Origin of the sequence: Nocardioides sp. QY071, assembly GCF_029961765.1 — a bacterium.
Taxonomy (GTDB): Bacteria; Actinomycetota; Actinomycetes; order Propionibacteriales; family Nocardioidaceae; genus Nocardioides.
On the sequence record NZ_CP124681.1, the window covers coordinates 200,762 to 215,298 of the forward strand.

Genomic DNA, 14,537 nt, shown 5'->3' on the forward strand with positions numbered 1-14,537 from the left:
CACATGGTGATCCAGGGCGAGCCTGCGGAGCTGTTCGCCCGGATCCAGGCCCGCCACCCGCGCTGCATGTGGCTCGACGGCGGCGGTGCCCGCACCTGGTCGCGGCGCCGCTCGATGCTCGGCTGGCTCGACGACGACGACGTGTCCCTGACCTACGACGCCAGCACCCGCGAGGTGACCCGTCACGCCGGCGGCCGTGCGGTGGTGGTCGGCGACGACCCCTTCGCCGTGCTGGAGGCGGAGCTCGCCGACGGCCGGCCGAGCGACCAGTGGTTCGGCTACCTCGGGTACGCCGCCCGCGCGGACCTGCCCGCCACCCCCGACCCGGACCTGCCCGACGCCCTGTGGCTGCGGCCCTCGCACATCCGGGAGTACGAGCACCCGGTCGCCGCCCCGGCGGCCACCCTCGGCATCACCGCGGGTGAGCCGACCGCCACACCGCCGGCGTACGCCCGCGCCTTCACCACCGTCCAGGAGCACCTGCACGCCGGCAACTCCTACGAGGTCAACCTCACCCACCGCATCCGGGCGGACAGCCCGCTCAGCCCGGCGGCGGCGTACCTCCGGCTCCGGGCGCTGAATCCCGCTCCGTACGCGGGTTTCCTGCAGCACGACGTCCCGGGCGCAGAGGCCTGGTTGCTGAGCTCGAGCCCCGAGCGCTACGCCCTCATCACCGAGGACCGGGTGATCGAGACCAAGCCGATCAAGGGCACCACCGCGCGCGGGAGCACCCCGGCCGAGGACCAGGAGGCCCGGGACCGGCTGGCGAGCGACCCGAAGTTCCGCTCCGAGAACCTGATGATCGTCGACCTGCTGCGCAACGACCTCGCGCTGGTGTGCGAGGTCGGGTCCGTGGATGTCCCGAGCCTGATGGAGGTCGAGTCGTACGCGTCCGTGCACCAGCTGGTGTCCACGGTGCGGGGGACGCTGCGCGACGACGTCGGCACCGTCGCCGCGCTGAAGGCCCTCTTCCCGGCCGGCTCGATGACCGGCGCGCCCAAGCTGCGCACGATGGAGATCATCGAGGACGTCGAGGCCACGCCGCGCGGGGTCTACTCCGGCGCCTTCGGCTGGGTCTCCGGCGACGGCCGCGCGGACCTGGGCGTGGTGATCCGCACCCTCACCACCGCCGGCGACGACTACGTGCTCGGCACCGGCGGTGGGATCACCGTCGCCAGCGACGTCGACGAGGAGTGGGCCGAGACGGAGTGGAAGGCCGCGCGGCTGCTCCAGGCGATCAATCCCTGAACCAACCGCTCACCCGCTCCTCGGGGTTCGACGTCGTGGTGCGGGGTAGGCGATGGGTCGTGCCCGTCGTCCAGTCCCGGATCCGCGTCCCGGTCCCACCGGAGGTCGCCTTCGCGGTCTCCCAGACCACGGGCCCGGTGCGCCGCCGATGGGACGTGTTCATCCGCGAGCAGCACTTCCTCGACGGGGCCACCGAGGCGGCCACGGACGTGCGGACGTTCACGCGGCAGCGCCTGGGGCCTTCCATGGTCAGCCGCTACGTCTCCTACGCGCCGCCCCGCAACGTCGGCATGGTGATGGAGCGTGGTCCCTGGTTCTTCGAGCGGCTCGGCGCGGGCTGGCGCTTCGAGGCCGACGGTGAGGGGACCGTCGCGACCTGGAAGTACAGCTTCACCTGCCGGCCGCGGCTCCTCGCGCCGCTCGCGGAGCGGATCGGCCGGGTCCTGCTCGGCAGGGAGATCCGGGCCCGGATCGCGGGCTTCGCCCGTGGCTGCGAGGACCCGGTGGTGCTGGCGGCGATCCGGTCGGCCGAGGAGGGCTGACCTGCCTCAGCTGGACGACGCGCTCGGGTCGGAGCCCGCGCCGGTCTCGGCGGCGTGGGCGGACAGCGTGGAGAGCGTGGCCTGGACGGCACGCACGACCCGCTTCTCGTCGTACGGCGCCGGGTCGACGACGTCGACCTGCTGGATCAGGTCGCCGTTCTGGACGAAGCCGGTGACGTAGAGCTGCTTCTTCGTCGCGTTGACGACCACGCGGGCGTCGTCGGCGCCCTCGACCTCCGGCGTGCGGACATCGGCGTCGGCCTGCTGGCCCATCGTCTTCCAGGCCTGGTCGAGGGTGCCCGGGAAGAGCAGGTAGTTGGCGGTGATCACGGCGTCGCCGCTGCCCTCGGCGGGCGTGAACCGGCACTCCGGCTTGGTGGGCGAGCCGGCGTGCTCGGTCGCGTCGATGCCGAACTCCGCCTTCACGAACGCCGCGTCGAGGACGTCGCACGGGTTCCACAGCGCGGGCGTCTCGCTGGGCAGGTCCGGCTTGGCGCCGACCTTCTCGTCGCCGCAGGCCGCGAGGGTCAGCGCGAGCGGTGGGAGGAGTGCCGCCACGAGGGCGGTACGCCGAGGGTCAGGCATGGGGGTTGTTCTCCCGTCCGGGCAGCTTCAGCACGAGGCGGGCGCCTCCGCTGGCGTTGGCGGTCGCCTGCACCGAGCCCGAGTGGCGTTCGGCGACCTGGCGCACGATCGCCAGCCCGAGGCCCGAGCCGGGCATGGTGCGGGCGTCGTCGGAGCGCCAGAACCGGTCGAAGATCCGGGTCCGGTCGCCCTCGGCGATCCCGGGGCCCTGGTCGTCGACGGTGAGGACGCCGTCGCTGAGGCGCACCGTCACCAGGGCGCGTTCGGGGCTCCACTTGGCGGCGTTGTCGAGCAGGTTGGTCACCGCGCGCTCCAGCTCGGCGGCCTCGCCGATCACCCACCACGGGCGGGTGAAGACCTCGAACTCGAGGCCGGGAGCGCGCCGTCGTACGCGTTGCACGGCGTGGTCGACCACGTCGGCGAGGTCGACCGGCTCGACCTGGACCGGCATCGGCTCGTCGCGGGCGAGCTCGGTGAGGTCGCCGATGAGGGTGGTGAGCTCCTCGATCTGGGCGCGGACGTCGTCGAGCAGCTCGTCGCGCGCGTCGGGTGGCAGGCCGCCGAAGCCGTCCGCGCTGCGGGCGGTCATGGTGAGCAGGTCGATGTTGGTGCGCAACGCGGTGAGCGGTGTGCGCAGCTCGTGGCTCGCGTCGGCGATCAGCTGGCGCTGCCGGATCCGGCTCGCGTCGAGCGCCACCAGCAGGTGGTTGAACGCCGTGGCCAGCCGGGCCACCTCGTCGTCGCCCTCGATGGCCAGCGGCGTGAAGTCCTCGGTGCGCGCGATCTCCTCCACCGACGCGCTCAACCGGCGCACCGGGCGTAGTCCGTTGCTCGCGACCGCCCAGCCCGCGAGGCCGGCGGCGAGGACGCCGAAGAAGCCGAACGCGACCGTCACCCAGCCGAGCCGGCGCAGCGTGAGGTCCTGGTCGGCGAGCGGCTGGGCGATGATCAGGGCCAGCCCGCTCTGCTGGGTGGGTACGGCGACCACGCGGTAGCGCTCGCCGCCGAGGACGATGGTCCGCAGGCTCTGGTCCCGCTTGCCCTGTGCCACCTCGAGCTCGGACCTGCCCAGCTCCAGGGTGGGGCCGCGGTCGAGGATCCGCAGGGTGCGCTCGTTGTAGTCGAGGATGGCGATCCGGACGTCGCCGGCGCCGAGGGCCCAGGAGGGGATGCCCTGCGAGCCGGCCTGCAGGAGGGTGTCGGACGCGGCCGCCTTGTCGGCGCGGTCGACGAGCGCGTTGTCCAGGGTGTCCTGCATCTGCACCCGCGCGGTGATGTAGGCACCGACGGCCACGAGGGCCACCGACATGCCGACCGCGATCGTCGTCAGCCAGATGACCCGGCTCGCCAGCGAGCGGCGGTAGTGCCAACGCCCGTCCGGGCCGGGGCCCATCGCGAGGCCCCAGGACGTCGCCACGGAGCCCTCAGGACTCCGTCGCGCGCAGGACGTACCCGATGCCGCGGACGGTGTGGATCAGCCGCTGCTCGCCCTCGGCCTCGGTCTTGCGGCGCAGGTAGCCGACGTACACCTCGAGCGAGTTGGCGGTGGTGGGGAAGTCGTAGCCCCAGACCTCCTCGAGGATGAAGCTGCGGTCGAGGACCCGTCGCGGGCGCCGCAGGAACATCTCGAGCAGGGTGAACTCGGTGCGGGTCAGCTCGATCGGCCGGCTGCCGCGACGCACCTCGCGGGTCGTGACGTTCATGGTGAGGTCGGCGAAGGCGAGGACCTCCTCCTCGGCGCCGTCCTCGATCGGCGTCACCCGGCGCAGCAGCGCCCGCAGCCGCGCGAGCAGCTCCTCGAGCGCGAACGGCTTGGTGAGGTAGTCGTCGGCCCCGGCGTCGAGGCCCTCCACCCGGTCGCCCACGGCGTCGCGCGCGGTCAGCACCAGGATCGGGATGTCGTTGCCCGCCGCCCGCAGCGCCCGGGTGGCCTCGAGCCCGTCGAGCTTGGGCATCATCACGTCCATCACGACCACGTCGGGCGCGACCGCGCCGATCCCCGCCAGGGCCTCCGCGCCGTCGCCGGCCAGGTGGACGTCGTACCCGTTGAAGGCCAGGGAGCGGCGCAGCGACTCCCGCACGGCACGGTCGTCGTCGACGACGAGGACGCGGTGTGGGACGACGGGACGGGCGGACACGCTTCCATCATGGCCGATGGGCCTGAGCGATGGCTGAGAGTCCGTCAGAGGTAGCGCTGGGCGACCCGCGCCGCGCGGGCGCCGTACTGCCCGCCGAAGAGGCAGGCATGGACCAGCAACGGGAACAGCTGGTGGTAGCCCAGCCGGTCCTCCCAGCCGTCGGCGAGCGGGTGCGCCTCGTCGTAGGCCGCCATCACCTGCGGCAGCTGGGGCAGCCCGAACAGCGCGAGCATGGCGAGGTCGACCTCGCGGTGCCCGCCGTACGCCGCCGGGTCGACGACGACCACCCGGTCGCCGGCGCTCCACAGCACGTTGCCGTTCCACAGGTCGCCGTGCAGCCGCGCGGGCGGCTCCTCCGGGACGATGGACGGCGCGCGGGTGGCCGCCGTCTCGATCAGTGCGGCGTCCTCGGAGCTGACGATGTCCTTGTCGCGCAGGACCTTGAGGTACGGCGCGATCCGGCGCTCGGCGTGGAACTCGGCCCAGGTCGGCAGGCTGCGGTTGGGCAGCGGCAGCCGGCCGATGTAGCCATCGGCCTCGGCGCCGAATCCGGCGGCACCGCAGGCATGGGTCGCGGCGAGCGCGCGACCGAAGGAGCCGGCGGCCTCGGCGTTCGGCCGCCCGGCCTCGACCCAGTCGAGGATCAGGCAGTCGGTGTCGACGGCGAGCACCTCCGGGGTTGCGACCCCGCCGTCGGGCGTGGCCTCGGCCAGCCAGCGCAGGCCCGCGGCCTCACGGGCGAAGAACTGCGGTGGGGCAGGGCTGAGCGTCTTGAGGAAGGCGGTGCGCCCGCTGGACAGGCGCAGCTTCACGGCGGTCGAGATGTCGCCGCCCGCCACCGGCGCGGTGGCGACGACGGCCGAGCCCAACAGCTGTTCGGCCCTGCCGGCGACGACCGGTTGGCGCGCCATCGGCTCTCCCTGTCCGGCCCGTCAGGCAGCCGGGCTCAGGCCTGGCCCTTGAAGGCGGCCGGGATCTTCGAGCCCTGCTCGATGGCGCGTTCGGGGGCCTTGACCTTCTTGAAGCTTCGGATCGCGAGGAACACGAGCAGGGCCGCCAGCAGCACGTAGAACGCGAAGACGATCAGGAACGCCCAGTGCAGGTCGAGGCCCTGGCCGTTCCAGTTGATGAAGTAGGCGATCGCCACCGAGAGCATGATGATCGCGAGCACCAGCAGGAAGCCCGCCGCGGCGACCAGGCCCAGGCCGACGCCGCCGGCTGTGACGCTGACCTTGAGCTCGGACTTCGCGAGCTGGATCTCCTTGCGGATGAGCGTGGAGATGTCGGTCTGCGCGTCCTTGATGAGACGTCCGATGGTCGGCTCTTCGCGGAGCGGTTCGGTGGCCATGCGGCCGACCCTACCGTCGCCGCTAGGATCACTACAGGTGAGCCGGGAAGTCTGGTCGGCATGTGAACGCCCCTGCCCGCACGACTCCAGGAGACCACTCCGTGTCCGAGCCCCAGCACCACCCCGACGACCTCTGGCGCCGCGGCCCCGTCTGGACGGCGAGCGAACGCCCCCTGGCGCGGTACGTCGCCCGCCCGCTGCGGGAGTTCCTCCACGTCGAGTCGGCGGGCTCGGTGCTGCTGCTCGCGGCCACCGTGGTCGCGCTGCTGTGGGTGAACCTGCCGTTCGACGGCTGGGCGTCGGCGTACGACCACTTCTGGCACACGCCGATCGCACTCGAGATCGGTGACTGGCGCATCGAGGAGTCGCTGCAGCACTGGGTCAACGACGGGCTGATGACGATCTTCTTCTTCGTCGTGGGCCTGGAGATCAAGTACGAGCTGGTCCACGGCGACCTGCGCGACCCGCGCACCGCCGCATTGCCGATCGTCGCCGCGATCGGCGGCATGGCGGTCCCGGCGCTGATCTACGCCGCCGTCGTCGGTGGCGGCGACGGCGCGGCCGGTTGGGGCATCCCGATGGCCACCGACATCGCCTTCGCGGTCGGCGTGCTCGGGCTGCTCGCGCCGCGGATCCCCTCCGCGGCGCGGCTGTTCCTGCTCACCCTCGCGATCGTCGACGACATCGGCGCGATCCTGGTGATCGCGGTCTTCTACACCGACGACCTCTCGCTCGGCTGGCTGGGCGCCGCGCTCGCGCTGCTCGCGGTGATGGCGGCGCTCCGCGCCGCCCGGGTCTGGGCGATCCCGGTCTACGCCGCCCTCGGCCTCGCCGTCTGGTTCGCGCTGCTCCAGTCCGGCGTGCACGCCACGCTCGCCGGCGTCGCGGTCGGCCTGCTCACCCCGGCCGTCGCGCTGCTGCGGCCCTCGGTGGCCACGGAGTACGCCGTCGAGGGGCTGCGCGACAACGAGCTCGACGCCGAGGAGCTGCACCGGCTGCGCTTCCTCATCGGCGAGTCCGTGCCCGTCGTCGAACGACTGCAGACGAAGCTGCACCCGCTGTCGTCGTACGTCGTGCTGCCGGTGTTCGCCCTCGCCAACGCCGGTGTCGCGCTCGGTGACGGCGTCCTCGGCGACGCGCTGCGGGCGCCGGTCGCGCTCGGCATCGCCGCCGGCCTGGTGCTCGGCAAGCCGCTCGGCATCACTCTCGCCTGCTTCATCGCGATCCGCCTCGGCATCGGCCGGATGCCCGAGGGCACCTCGTGGCCGCAGGTCGTCGGCATCGGCACGGTCGCCGGCATCGGCTTCACCGTCTCGCTGTTCATCGCCGGGTTGTCCTTCCCCGGCTCCGAGCTGCTCACCGCGGAGGCCAAGGTCGGCATCCTGCTGGCGTCGGTGCTCGCCGCCGTGGTCGGCGTCGTCCTCCTGCTGCTGAGCGGGCGGCCGGCGGGTCAGAACGGGACGGCGGTCGCCAGCAGTCCCTCGCCGGAGCCCCTGCCGGACAGCACCCGGCAGAACTGAACGGCGTCGAGCTCGAGCTCCTCGCCGGCGTCCCCGGACGACCACGTGCCCCCGGCGGGGCCGGTGAGCGTGAGCCGGTACGGCCGGCCGTGCCGCCCCGCCCACTCCGCCACCACGTCGGCGACGATGACCCCGTCGTGTCCGGGCGTGAGCGCCATCGTGGTGCCGGTGGCCTCGGCGAGGTCGCTGCGGTGCATCCAGGTGTCGCGGGTCAGGATCACGTCGACGAGGTAGCCCAGCGTCCAGCTCTCCTCGACGCCCTGCACCTCCTGCGGCATGCCCATGTCGCGGCGGCGGAGGAATCCGGGGACCATCCGACGGCCGCGGACCGCCCGCGGGCCGACCCCGCGCACGTCCTCGACGAGCCGGGCCGGGCTGTGGTCGGCCCGCTCCCGGACCTGGACGTCGGTCAGCGCGTCGAGGAACGCGATCCCCTTCGCCGCCGCGTCCTTGCCGGCGATCCGGCGCTGCCGCGCGCCCTCGCGGATCCCGGCGGCCATCTCGGCCATGCCGACGACGTGGGCCGTCATCTGGCGCACGTCCCACAGCGTGCAGGCGGTGGGTCGTACCCATGCGTCCGCGTCGAGGGCGGCGACGGCGTCGGCGTACCTCTGGTACTCGTCGGCAGCGAGGGCCATGGCAGTGCTGCGGTCCAGTGCGGGCCGGCGCGGGGTCCGGCGGTCCTTCACGGTGGTGCTCATCTCTGGGTACCTGCCTTCCGGCGGGTCGTGCGGTTCTCGGGGAGCGGTGACAGTCCGACGGCGTCCGCGAACATGTCGATGGCCCGGTCGAGCAGCCGCGAGAAGCGGTCCCCACCCGGGTCGTTGGCGAGCTGCTGGTCGATCAGCCCGCCGATCAGGGAGATGTAGATGTCGATGTCGGCCCGGTCCGAGACGCCCAGGCCGGTCAGGAAGGTCACGCCCTGGTCGAGGACCCGGACGGCGGGCGCGTAGGACTCCGGGGTCGGCTCGAAGCCCGGGATGGTCCGCTGGTTCATCAGCTGGTGCCGGGCCAGGTCGGCCACCGCGTAGTCGAAGAAGACGCCGGCCATGTGCCGCAGGGCCGCCCGCGGGTCCGCCGGGAGGGCCTGGAGCTCGCGGGCCGCGTGCGCCTCGAACTGCGCCCACGCCTCGCCGTACATCGCGTCGTAGACGGCGTTCTTGGAGTCGAAGTGGGAGTACAGCGACGGCGGCTGCATCCCCACCGCCCGCGCGATGTCGCGCAGCGTGATGCTCGCGATCCCGACCTCCCGGGCCTGCGCCCAGGCGGCGTCGAGGATCTCCCGACGAGTTGCCGCACGTCGTTCGGCGATCCTATTGCGAGTCGGATTGCCTACCATGATTAGGAGAATGCGCCTCGGCGGACCGGCTGTCAAGGGGTGCGATGTGGGGGAGGATGCGCGAATGGAAGGACGCGCGCTCGACCGGATGGCCCGCCGGGGCTGGGTATGGATGCTGCCGACATTCGGGCTCGGGTTCGGCAGCGCCGGGCAGGTGCTCTTCGGCGCCGACCGGCTGCCGTTCGCTCTGGCCGGGCTGGTCCTCGGGGCTGTGTGGCAGCTGCTCGTCCGCCGCGACCTGGTTGCTCGGCTGACCGTCCCGGCAGTGTTCGCGTGCATCGGCGTCGGCGTCGTGCTCCTCTCGCGTGAGGAACTGGTGACCGATGAGCCGGCCTACTCGATCGAAGGCTTGGTGCTCTACCTGGGCGGCGTGCTCGCCGGGCTCGTCCTCACCGAGCAGTACCTGCGCCGGCAGGACCGGCTCTCCGGCCGGCTCAGCCCCGAGGCAGCACCTGCGACGACCCTAGGAACCTCGTCACGCTGATCCGCAGCGCCACCCGGTTCGGGTTGGGGCGCGGGGTGCGGTAGCGGGCGGCGTACTGCGCGCAGGCGCGCTCGACCGATGCGGCGTCACTCAGCACCTCGGCGGTGCCGATGATCGTCGACCACCGCGCACCGTCGACCTGGTTGACGGCGAGCCGGCCGTCGCGACGCAGGTTGGCGGCCTTCTGGGAGCCGCCGTCGGTGATCACCCAGGCGCACTCGAGCTCCCGATCGAGCACGGCACCGACGGCCACGGCGTGCGGGGCGCCGTCGCGGTCGAGGGTGCTCAGCGTGCAGAGGTGGCGCTCGGTCCAGAACTCGACGAGCGGTTGCGGGAGCGCGGTCCAGACGACGGGGTGCAGCACGGGCAAGGCAGGTTCCTCCTTGGACTTCCACCCGGGTGCGATGATGCAGGCGACCTGTGACGATCCATCCAGACACTCGGGAGAACGCGATGGGCATCTTTCGCCAGAATGCGGGCGAGACTCGCGAAGACTACGTCCGTCGTCACTGGAATCGCTCCGGCGTCGTCGCCAACGGCGTCACGCTGGTCGATCTCTACGACCGGATCCGAGCGCTCGAGGCACGGGTCGCGGAGCTGGAGGGCCAGGTCAGCCACGATGGTTGAGCCGGACGCCTCCGCCGGCCTCGACCGCCTCTTCGGCGACGGAACGGCGGTGGCCGCGGCGCGCGTGTTCGCGGAGGTCTTCGCGGCCGGCGCCAAGCCGGTGCAGTCGTTCAAGGAGGTCCGGGCCAAGGTCGCAGCCCTCGGTGGGCTGGCCCAGCGGCCCCGGTTCCTCACCACGACCGCGATGGCCGAGCCGGCGTACGCAGCGGGCCTCGAGATCGTGCTGCGGTGGGAGCACGCCTACCTGGCGGCGCGGATCCCGGTCGACAGCCAGGGCCTCCACGTCGTGCTGCTGCGCGAGGGCAGCCGCGTCCAGCAGAGCGCGGACCCGTACGCCGCCGCGCTGGCCGCGCTCCGCACGTCCGGCCGGGACTGATCCCGACCGGACGCGCGGGGCGGACGCGCGGCCGCAGGCTCAGTCCTCCGTCGAGGTGGCCTGGCCGGCGGAGATCAGGTCCATGATCGAGGCGTCGGCCAGGGTCTGGGTGTCGCCTACGGTGCGGCCCTCGGCGACGTCGCGCAGCAGGCGGCGCATGATCTTGCCCGAGCGGGTCTTGGGCAGCTCGGGGACGATCATGATCTGGCGCGGCTTGGCGATCGGGCCGATCTCCTTGCGGACGTGGTCGCTCAGCTCCTTGACGATGTCCGGTCCACCGTCGCCTGCCTCGTTGCGGAGGATGACGTAGGCGACGACGGCCTGGCCGGTGTCGGGGTCGGTCGCGCCGACGACGGCGGCCTCGGCGACCTTGGGGTGCGACACGAGGGCGGACTCGATCTCGGTGGTCGAGAGGCGGTGGCCGGAGACGTTCATGACGTCGTCGACCCGGCCGAGGACCCAGATGTCCCCGTCGTCGTCCTTCTTCGCGCCGTCACCGGCGAAGTAGTAGCCCTCCTTCTTGAAGCGCGACCAGTACGTGTCGACGTAGCGGTCGTCGTCGCCCCAGATGGTGCGCAGCATGGAGGGCCACGGCGAGGTGACGACGAGGTAGCCGCCCGAGCCGTTGGGCACCGGGTGACCCTCGTCGTCGACGACGTCGGCCTCGATGCCGGGGATCGCGGTCATCGCCGAGCCCGGCTTGCCGGCGGTCACGCCGGGCAGCGGGGAGATCATGATCGCGCCGGTCTCGGTCTGCCACCAGGTGTCGACGACCGGGGTGCGGTCGCCGCCGATGACGTGGCGGTACCAGACATAGGCCTCCGGGTTGATCGGCTCGCCGACCGAGCCGAGGATCCGCAGGGAGGACATGTCGTACTGGTCGGGGACCTCGTTGCCCTGCTTCATGAACGAGCGGATCGCGGTGGGCGCGGTGTAGAAGAGCGAGACCTTGTAGTCCTGGATGATCTTCCACCAGCGGCCCGGGCCGGGGGCGTCGGGCGTGCCCTCGTAGAGCACCTGCGTGACGCCGTTGGCGAGCGGCCCGTAGACGATGTAGGAGTGGCCGGTCACCCAGCCGATGTCCGCGGTGCACCAGTAGACGTCGGTCTCGGGCTTGAGGTCGAACACCGCGTTGTGGGTGTACGCCGCGCCGGTCAGGTAGCCGCCCGTGGTGTGCAGGATCCCCTTGGGCTTGCCGGTCGTGCCGGAGGTGTACATGACGTAGAGCGGGTGCTCGGCGTCGAAGGCCTCCGGCGTGTGCTCGGCGGAGGCGCCGTCGACGGCGTCGTGCCACCACACGTCGACCGCGTCGTCCCAGGAGCCCTCCCCCAGGTCCTGGCCGGTACGACGGACCACGAGCACCTTCTCGACCACGTCGGTCTTGGTGCGGGCCTCGTCGACGGCCGGCTTGAGCGCGGAGGCGGTGCCGCGGCGGTAGCCGCCGTCGGCGGTGACGACCACCTTGGCCTGGCAGTCGTCGAGGCGCGAGGCCAGCGCGTCGGCGGAGAAGCCGCCGAACACGACCGTGTGGGGGGCGCCGATCCGGGCGCAGGCCAGCATCGTGACGACGGCCTCGGGGATCATCGGCAGGTAGATCGCGACCCGGTCGCCCTTGCCGACGCCGAGGTCGGTCAGCGCGTTGGCCGCCTTCGAGACCTCGTCCTTGAGCTGCGCGTAGGTGATGTCGCGGGTGTCGCCCTCGGGCTCGCCGACCCAGTGGATGGCGACCTTGTCACCGCGGCCGGCCTCGACGTGCCGGTCGACGCAGTTGTACGCCGCGTTCAGCTTCCCGCCGACGTACCACTTCGCGAAGGGCGGGTTGTCCCAGTCGAGGACCCGGTCCCACTTGGTGTCCCACGACAGCCGCTCGGCCTGCTCGGCCCAGAAGCCCTCGCGATCGGCCGACGCTGCGGCGTACGCCTCGGCCGTGACGTTGGCGTTCGCGGCCAGCTCGGCCGGCGGCTCGAAACGCCGGTCTTCCTTCAGCAGGTTGGCCAGGGTCTGGTCAGTCGAGGAAGGGGCGTTCTGGTCGCTCACGGTTTGTCTCCTGATCGAATCGGGTGCCACGGGTCACATTAGGACCCATGAGAAGTGTGGTCACCAGGGGTTGCACGGGGGTTGCCATGTGAGACGGCCCGCCGCTTGTAACTACGTGTTACTGCTACTACCCGGGTGCTGTGGCACCGGTTTTCGAGCTGTAACACTTAGTTACAAGGGCGGGCCGCCCGTCGCGGTCGGTCAGTGCTGGACGGCCTGCTCGGCGCCCGCGCCGGTGAGGGCGCGCACCTCGAGCTCGGTGAACCGCTCCTCCGCGGCCGGCTCCTTCGAGGTGACGGTGCCGAGCCAGCCGAAGAAGAAGCCGAGCGGGATCGACAGCAGGCCCGGGTTCTCGAGCGGGAACCAGTGGAAGTCCACGCCCAGCGGGAACAGCGCCTTGCTGATCGTCTCGCCGTCGGGCGTGACCGCCGTCTTGCCGGAGACGACCGGCGAGAAGAACACCAGCGTGATGGCGGAGATGAGGCCGCCGTAGATGCTCCAGGTGGCGCCGCGGGTGTTGAAGCGCTTCCAGAACATGTTGTAGACGATCGACGGCAGGTTGGCCGAGGCCGCCACCGCGAACGCGAGCGCCACGAGGAACGCGATGTTCAGGTTGCGGGCCGGGATGGCCAGCAGGATCGCGACGATGCCGAGGCCGGCCGCGGCGTACCGCGTCACCTTGATCTCCTCCGCCTCGGTCGCCTGGCCCTTGCGGATGACCGAGTTGTAGATGTCGTGCGCCACCGAGGTGGACGACGTCAGGGTCAGGCCGGCGACCACCGCGAGGATGGTCGCGAAGGCGACCGCGGAGATCAGGGCGAGCAGGATCGCGCCGCCGGTCGAGCCGGCACCGCCGCCGACCGCCTCGGCGAGGAGCGGCGAGGCCAGGTTGCCCTCGCTGGAGGCGACGTCGCTGCCGACGCCGGTGTTGAGCAGGGCCGCGGCACCGAAGCCGAGGACCAGCGTGAACAGGTAGAAGACGCCGATCAGGCCGATCGCCCACAGCACCGACTTCCGCGCGTCACGCGAGGTCGGGACGGTGTAGAAGCGGACCAGGATGTGCGGCAGGCCGGCGGTGCCGAGGACCAGGGCCAGGCCCAGGCTCAGGAAGTCGAGCTTGTGGGTCATGTCGATGCCGTACTTCAGGCCAGGCTCCAAGAAGCCCTCCTTGCCCGAGTTGGCCTGGGCGGCGCCGAGCAGGTCGGAGAGGTTGAAGTCGAACTTCGCCAGCACCAGCACCACGATCAGCGCCGAGCCGATCATCAGCAGCACGGCCTTGACGATCTGCACCCAGGTGGTGCCCTTCATGCCGCCGACCGTGACGTAGACGATCATCAGCGCGCCGACACCGGCGATGACCGCGCTGATCGCGAGGGTGTTCTCCTTGTCGATGCCGAGGAGCAGCACGACCAGGCTGCCGGCGCCGACCATCTGCGCGAGCAGGTAGAAGATCGACACGACGACCGTGGAGGTCGCTGCCGCGGTACGGACGGGGCGCTGCTTCATCCGGTACGCCAGCTGGTCCGCCATCGTGTAGCGGCCCGAGTTGCGCAGCATCTCCGCCACCAGCAGCAGGGCCACCAGCCAGGCGACGAGGAAGCCGATCGAGTAGAGGAAGCCGTCGTACCCGGCGAGTGCGATGGCGCCGGAGATGCCGAGGAAGGACGCGGCCGACATGTAGTCGCCGCCGATCGCGAGGCCGTTCTGGAAGCCGGAGAACGATCGGCCGCCGGCGTAGAAGTCCGCGGCGCCGCTGGTCTGGCGGCTGGCCCGGATCGTGATGAAGAGGGTCAGTGCGACGACCGCGAGGAACAGGCCCGCGGTGAGTACCTGGTGGTCCATCAGTGCTCGCTCCTGCCGTGGGAGGCCTTGCCGGCCAGGGACACGAAGCGCTCGTCGAGCTCGCGGGCGAGCGGGTCGAGCTTCTTCGTCGAGTAGCTGCTGTAGAGCCAGGCCAGCAGGAAGGTCGTCGCGAACTGCAGCAGGCCGAGGACGAGGGCGACGTTGATGTTGCCGACGACCTTGGTGCTCATGAAGTCGGTGGCCCACATCGAGAGCACGACGTAGGTGAGGTACCAGACGAGGAAGGCCGCGGTCGCGGGGAACGCGAAGCCACGGTAGCGGCGCTTCAGCTCCGCGAACTCCGGCGAGGCGTGGAGCTCGTCGTACACGGGATCATGGCGTGCTGCGGCGCCACGGGGGTCATGGGACGAGATGTCGGACGTCACGACGGGCCTCCTCGGGTGGTGGTGTGACGGGCGTCACGGGCTGTCTCCGACGCTAGGAGCGCCGG

The 14,537-nt window shown here is 71.6% G+C and carries 17 protein-coding genes; 6 read left to right on the forward strand and 11 right to left on the reverse strand.

The window, feature by feature from the left end; all coding sequences use genetic code 11:
• Nucleotides 1–3 precede the first annotated feature (3 nt).
• On the forward strand, nt 4–1,248 hold the full coding sequence (locus QI633_RS00945) for an anthranilate synthase component I family protein (RefSeq protein ID WP_282427811.1): 1,245 nt from the start codon (nt 4–6) through the stop codon (nt 1,246–1,248).
• Between the two features lie 59 nt (nt 1,249–1,307).
• Complete coding sequence (locus QI633_RS00950; RefSeq protein ID WP_282427812.1) at nt 1,308–1,790, forward strand: SRPBCC family protein; 483 nt, start codon at nt 1,308–1,310, stop codon at nt 1,788–1,790.
• A gap of 6 nt (nt 1,791–1,796) precedes the next feature.
• Here the strand turns inward: QI633_RS00950 and QI633_RS00955 are convergent, their stop codons facing one another.
• Genes QI633_RS00955 through QI633_RS00975 form a run of 5 tightly spaced genes read right to left on the reverse strand, consistent with a single transcriptional unit; the run spans nt 1,797 to nt 5,861 of the window.
• On the reverse strand, nt 1,797–2,375 hold the full coding sequence (locus tag QI633_RS00955) for a hypothetical protein (RefSeq protein WP_282427813.1): 579 nt from the start codon (nt 2,373–2,375) through the stop codon (nt 1,797–1,799).
• The gene (locus tag QI633_RS00960; protein ID WP_260805660.1) at nt 2,368–3,792 is read right to left on the reverse strand and encodes a HAMP domain-containing sensor histidine kinase; all 1,425 of its coding nucleotides are present in this window, start codon (nt 3,790–3,792) and stop codon (nt 2,368–2,370) included. Before QI633_RS00960 ends, QI633_RS00955 begins: the two co-directional genes overlap by 8 nt.
• A 7-nt stretch (nt 3,793–3,799) precedes the next feature.
• Nucleotides 3,800–4,513 (reverse strand): response regulator transcription factor, encoded by a 714-nt coding sequence (locus QI633_RS00965; protein WP_282427814.1) that lies wholly within the window; start codon nt 4,511–4,513, stop codon nt 3,800–3,802.
• 44 nt (nt 4,514–4,557) lie between these two features.
• Entirely contained in the window at nt 4,558–5,424 is an 867-nt protein-coding gene (locus QI633_RS00970; RefSeq protein ID WP_282427815.1) for a fructosamine kinase family protein, read from the reverse strand.
• Nucleotides 5,425–5,459: 35 nt separating this feature from the next.
• Nucleotides 5,460–5,861, reverse strand: coding sequence for a phage holin family protein (locus tag QI633_RS00975; protein WP_141796344.1), 402 nt, complete (start codon nt 5,859–5,861; stop codon nt 5,460–5,462).
• 101 nt (nt 5,862–5,962) lie between these two features.
• Here QI633_RS00975 and nhaA point away from each other — a divergent pair, with 101 nt between their 5' ends.
• Complete coding sequence (nhaA, locus tag QI633_RS00980; protein ID WP_282427816.1) at nt 5,963–7,381, forward strand: Na+/H+ antiporter NhaA; 1,419 nt, start codon at nt 5,963–5,965, stop codon at nt 7,379–7,381.
• Here the strand turns inward: nhaA and QI633_RS00985 are convergent.
• Both QI633_RS00985 and QI633_RS00990 read right to left on the reverse strand, forming a co-directional pair.
• Complete coding sequence (locus tag QI633_RS00985; protein ID WP_282427817.1) at nt 7,312–8,082, reverse strand: maleylpyruvate isomerase family mycothiol-dependent enzyme; 771 nt, start codon at nt 8,080–8,082, stop codon at nt 7,312–7,314. The two genes, nhaA and QI633_RS00985, sit on opposite strands and share 70 nt — an antisense overlap.
• Nucleotides 8,079–8,720, reverse strand: coding sequence for a TetR/AcrR family transcriptional regulator (locus tag QI633_RS00990; RefSeq protein ID WP_160158121.1), 642 nt, complete (start codon nt 8,718–8,720; stop codon nt 8,079–8,081). Before QI633_RS00990 ends, QI633_RS00985 begins: the two co-directional genes overlap by 4 nt.
• 64 nt (nt 8,721–8,784) lie before the next feature.
• Between QI633_RS00990 and QI633_RS00995 the strand changes: the two genes are divergently transcribed.
• Entirely contained in the window at nt 8,785–9,204 is a 420-nt protein-coding gene (locus QI633_RS00995; RefSeq protein WP_282427818.1) for a hypothetical protein, read from the forward strand.
• Here QI633_RS00995 and QI633_RS01000 read toward each other — a convergent pair.
• The gene (locus QI633_RS01000; protein WP_282429334.1) at nt 9,155–9,568 is read right to left on the reverse strand and encodes a PPOX class F420-dependent oxidoreductase; all 414 of its coding nucleotides are present in this window, start codon (nt 9,566–9,568) and stop codon (nt 9,155–9,157) included. The genes QI633_RS00995 and QI633_RS01000 overlap by 50 nt on opposite strands.
• Nucleotides 9,569–9,657: 89 nt before the next feature.
• Between QI633_RS01000 and QI633_RS01005 the strand changes: the two genes are divergently transcribed.
• Together QI633_RS01005 and QI633_RS01010 are read left to right on the forward strand one after the other, a co-directional pair.
• Nucleotides 9,658–9,831, forward strand: coding sequence for a hypothetical protein (locus QI633_RS01005; protein WP_160158119.1), 174 nt, complete (start codon nt 9,658–9,660; stop codon nt 9,829–9,831).
• On the forward strand, nt 9,824–10,207 hold the full coding sequence (locus QI633_RS01010) for a hypothetical protein (protein ID WP_282427819.1): 384 nt from the start codon (nt 9,824–9,826) through the stop codon (nt 10,205–10,207). The genes QI633_RS01005 and QI633_RS01010 overlap by 8 nt, the downstream gene beginning before the upstream one ends.
• 39 nt (nt 10,208–10,246) lie before the next feature.
• Here the strand turns inward: QI633_RS01010 and acs are convergent, their stop codons facing one another.
• The 3 genes from acs to QI633_RS01025 all read right to left on the reverse strand — a co-directional run bounded on the left by acs (nt 10,247) and on the right by QI633_RS01025 (nt 14,472).
• Nucleotides 10,247–12,244 carry an acetate--CoA ligase gene (acs, locus tag QI633_RS01015; protein WP_282427820.1) on the reverse strand — a complete coding sequence of 666 codons (1,998 nt, stop codon included), beginning with the start codon at nt 12,242–12,244 and terminating at the stop codon, nt 10,247–10,249.
• Nucleotides 12,245–12,445: 201 nt separating this feature from the next.
• The gene (locus QI633_RS01020) at nt 12,446–14,086 is read right to left on the reverse strand and encodes a cation acetate symporter (RefSeq protein WP_141796339.1); all 1,641 of its coding nucleotides are present in this window, start codon (nt 14,084–14,086) and stop codon (nt 12,446–12,448) included.
• Nucleotides 14,086–14,472 carry a DUF485 domain-containing protein gene (locus tag QI633_RS01025; protein WP_141796338.1) on the reverse strand — a complete coding sequence of 129 codons (387 nt, stop codon included), beginning with the start codon at nt 14,470–14,472 and terminating at the stop codon, nt 14,086–14,088. Before QI633_RS01025 ends, QI633_RS01020 begins: the two co-directional genes overlap by 1 nt.
• Nucleotides 14,473–14,537: the final 65 nt, after the last annotated feature.

Bases quoted from the DNA above. Each gene is read 5' to 3' on its own strand.
- QI633_RS00945 (WP_282427811.1), top strand. From the start codon at position 4: ATGGTGATCCAGGGCGAGCCTGCGGAGCTGTTCGCCCGGATCCAGGCC.
- QI633_RS00955 (WP_282427813.1), bottom strand. From the start codon at position 2,375: ATGCCTGACCCTCGGCGTACCGCCCTCGTGGCGGCACTCCTCCCACCG.
- QI633_RS00970 (WP_282427815.1), bottom strand. From the start codon at position 5,424: ATGGCGCGCCAACCGGTCGTCGCCGGCAGGGCCGAACAGCTGTTGGGC.
- QI633_RS00975 (WP_141796344.1), bottom strand. From the start codon at position 5,861: ATGGCCACCGAACCGCTCCGCGAAGAGCCGACCATCGGACGTCTCATC.
- QI633_RS00985 (WP_282427817.1), bottom strand. From the start codon at position 8,082: ATGAGCACCACCGTGAAGGACCGCCGGACCCCGCGCCGGCCCGCACTG.
- QI633_RS00990 (WP_160158121.1), bottom strand. From the start codon at position 8,720: ATGGTAGGCAATCCGACTCGCAATAGGATCGCCGAACGACGTGCGGCA.
- QI633_RS00995 (WP_282427818.1), top strand. From the start codon at position 8,785: ATGGAAGGACGCGCGCTCGACCGGATGGCCCGCCGGGGCTGGGTATGG.
- QI633_RS01005 (WP_160158119.1), top strand. From the start codon at position 9,658: ATGGGCATCTTTCGCCAGAATGCGGGCGAGACTCGCGAAGACTACGTC.
- QI633_RS01010 (WP_282427819.1), top strand. From the start codon at position 9,824: ATGGTTGAGCCGGACGCCTCCGCCGGCCTCGACCGCCTCTTCGGCGAC.
- QI633_RS01020 (WP_141796339.1), bottom strand. From the start codon at position 14,086: ATGGACCACCAGGTACTCACCGCGGGCCTGTTCCTCGCGGTCGTCGCA.